Origin of the sequence: Desulfovibrio sp. 1214_IL3152, from assembly GCF_036763055.1 — a bacterium.
Taxonomy (GTDB): Bacteria; Desulfobacterota; Desulfovibrionia; order Desulfovibrionales; family Desulfovibrionaceae; genus Desulfovibrio.
Genome location: NZ_JBAIYW010000247.1, coordinates 1 through 3,138 on the forward strand (window position 1 = coordinate 1; position 3,138 = coordinate 3,138).

At 54.8% G+C, this 3,138-nt stretch carries 3 protein-coding genes; 1 reads left to right on the forward strand and 2 read right to left on the reverse strand.

Features of this window, described 5'->3' with window-relative positions:
• Both V6C07_RS05150 and V6C07_RS05155 read right to left on the reverse strand, forming a co-directional pair.
• Positions 1-300, reverse strand: a 300-nt coding sequence (locus V6C07_RS05150) for a helix-turn-helix domain-containing protein (protein WP_333535292.1), incomplete at its 3' end; no start/stop codon positions are given.
• 122 nt (positions 301-422) lie between these two features.
• Complete coding sequence (locus tag V6C07_RS05155; RefSeq protein ID WP_333535293.1) at positions 423-1,439, reverse strand: FUSC family protein; 1,017 nt, start codon at positions 1,437-1,439, stop codon at positions 423-425.
• A 483-nt stretch (positions 1,440-1,922) separates the two neighbouring features.
• Here V6C07_RS05155 and V6C07_RS05160 point away from each other — a divergent pair.
• Positions 1,923-3,138 (forward strand): cache domain-containing sensor histidine kinase (locus V6C07_RS05160; RefSeq protein ID WP_333535294.1); only part of this gene is annotated, 1,216 nt, incomplete at its 3' end.

The following is a 3,138-nucleotide window of genomic DNA, read 5'->3' on the forward strand; positions in this document are numbered from 1 at the left end:
GGCCTGTATCCAGGCGGGCGGCGCCTCACCGCGCTTGCGCGCACCGCTGATGGATTGTGGGGTAATGCCCAGGGCGCGGGCCAGTTCCGCATCATTGGAAGCGTTCATGGCCTGCATAAGACGGTGCAGGGTTTTCGTAAAGTCTGTTTCTTCCGGCATGGAGTACCTCGTTGGTCGGCATGGCTTCCCCGGTGGGTGTGCCGTGCGGCGGCCCCGGCTCGCTCCGCTGATGCGGGGGCCGGTTTCTGTTTGAAATGCCGTCAGGCTGCCGGAGCGGCAGGCTTGTCGGCGGCAATGCATATGAACAATGTATCAGTTTTGAATGTCGAGGGCAATGTCTTTATAAATTTTTAGTTTATAAATTATTTTTTTAACAATCCTGGATGGATGCCCTTGTCTGCATAAATACGGCATGAGCGTATTTATACGGGGTTGTTAAGTTTTTTATTTCTGTTTGTGCGGGAAGTTATAAATCTGAGTATGAGGTTGGAAGCAAGAACGCCACCGCAGGCCAGGATGGTATCAAGCAGCCGCCAGCTCAGCAGGGGGATGTCGCCGCCTATGTGCAATGTTGCCATGTCGAGCAGCAGCAGCACTATGAGGGTTATGATAAAACTGAAGAGCATATAGTGGCCGCCTTGCGCGTAAGGGACGAAAAGGGCGGCAAGGAGCACGCAGACGGCAAGCGGGACCGGGGTAGAAATATAAAATACGAGGGGGGCGGCAACAATGACGCCTACCACTGTTCCCAGGGCGCGGTCGCGTATGCGGCGCAGTTCGGTGGCTCCGTCGCTGTGCATGACAAAAAGAACGGTCAGCCCCACCCAGGCCGGGTGGCTGAAGTACAGACCGCGTGCGGCCAGGGTACACAACAGCACTGTGGTGGGAACGGCCATGCCGAAAAGCGGATTGTTGACAGCCCCGTGCTTGAACGCCTCAAACTCTTCAAAAGGGCTTGCGCCGCTGCCCTGTCCACTGCCGAAGCGTGTGCCGGCCACGCTGAGCATTGCCCCCAGCGCAAGGCCGGTCATAAAAATAACGGCCGCGCTTATGGAACTGACCATGCCGAAATGGGTCAGCAGGGCTGCGGCTCCCATATTTTTAAAGACAAGGCTGAGATATGCCTGCTCCGGTCGGGGCAGGGCGGCCAGCCAGCTGAACATTACCAAAGGTATCAGTGCGAGGTTGTTATTGCCCTGGGTAAGCACGCCCACTGTGGCTGCCGCACAAACGAGCAGCCCCCCGGCGCCGATGCAGAGGACGCGCGGCAGCGGCCTGTAGCGGGGAGCGATAAAAAGGGCGAACAAGGCCCCCAGGGCGCCCAGTACCAGCACTTCCGGTTCCTTGCAGACCAGGCTGACTGTGATGGGAATGCCCATAGCCAGCATGTAAAGTACGCCCCGGACCACGAGGTCGCGGCGAAGAGTGGGGGTGGTCATGCGGACTCCAATATGGGGGCGGCAGCGTTAACAGTTAAAAGGAATTACTATAAATTAGGTACAGTGCTCTTTGTGTCAGGTCAACCGTCTTTTTTCCTTGCGTAAACCCAAAAGCACGCCTCTCCGTACCCCACAGTGCGGCTTTACGTTGCAATGCCACAGGCCAAAGCAAGTGCGCTGCGCGGCACCCCGGTAAAGCGGTACGCATTGTTGTCAAATAATATCGATATGTTGATAATTTTCTGAATATGCCTGGGGCAAATGTGTCCGTGGTCACGGCAATGAAATATACACTACGTTAAACAGTTGTCTGTTTTAAAATATAAAAACCTATTTAATTTCTTTTTCCGATGTGTCATCTTAAGACATAGGACAGTCGGGCGATTTCAGAAATAGAGAGCAGCTGAAAATGACGGAGGCACACGGTAAAACGGGATGCTGCCAGCCTGCCTGCTGGAAACACAGGCAGAGGAGGAACTGTATATGACCATCAAGGCACGGGTAATACTGGGTTTTTTGCTGACGATAGCCGTCATGGCCGGTGGCACCATACCCTATGTGACAAGTAAGATGCGTAACACGGCCGAAGAGTCGTATCTGACGGCCTCCAGAGAGCAGCTACAGCTTATGGGCAGCTATGTGGAAAGTTTCATCAACGAGGCAGAACGCAACCTCGCTTTTCTGGCGGCGGATGAGTTGCTCGTTGACGGGGGAAACACGTTTCCCAACTATAAAAACACGTCCACTGAAAATACCTACAAACGCTCGGCTCTCGACCCGGAAGCCACCCGCGCCGGTCAGCCCCTTTTCAGGCTGGCCAAGGCAAATCCTTCCTATGTAGAAGTCTACGTGGGATATCCCGACGGCAGCTATGGTTCATCCATGTCCGATGGGCCGGTGCCTGCGGGTTTTGATACTTCCAAGCGCGCCTGGTATGTGAGCCGCATGAATTCTGACAAGGTTGTGGGCCTGTCGGACAGCTATCTTTCCATTTCCGGCGAGTTGGTGGCCCCTGTAACCCACAAAGTGCGTGACCGCAACGGCGCTTTTCGCGGGGTGCTGGGCGTTGATGTTTCCCTTAACGGTCTTTCGGAAAAATTCGAGGCCATGAATTTTGGCCGGACAGGCTATTTTTTACTTGTGGAAAACACGGGGCGCATCATCTGCGACCCCAAGGACAAGGAACTTACCGGCAAAATTATCGGCAAGGATATCAAAAGTCCGGGGCTGGAACAGCTTTTCAAAACCCAATCAGGCGTTGTGCTCACCCACATAAATGACATCGCCGTGCGGGCCAACGTGCTCACAACCAGTTTTGGCTGGAAGATTGCCGTTATTCAGGACGAAAGCGAAATTTTTGCCGAAACCAACGAGGCCATACGCTCAGTCTCCATTATTTATGCTGTCATTGCCCTCGCCATGCTGGCGTTGGCCTGGTTCATCGTGCGTTCCATCAACCGTCCGCTGCGTCTCATTGTGGAAGAGGCAGACAGTATCGCCCAGGGTAACCTTGAGGTACACCTTGATGCGCGCGACTTTTACGGTGAACTGGCGGAACTGCGCCATTCTCTGCTCAATATGGTTCACAACCTGCAAAACATGATTGAAACCGCCAACCAGAAGAGCGCCGAGGCCGAGGAACAGACCCTGCGCGCCCAGGCCGCCACGGAGCAGGCCGAACTTGCCCGTCGGCAGGCCG

Excerpts from the sequence above, each read along its gene's own strand:
- V6C07_RS05155 (WP_333535293.1), bottom strand. The coding sequence starts at position 1,439 with ATGACCACCCCCACTCTTCGCCGCGACCTCGTGGTCCGGGGCGTACTT.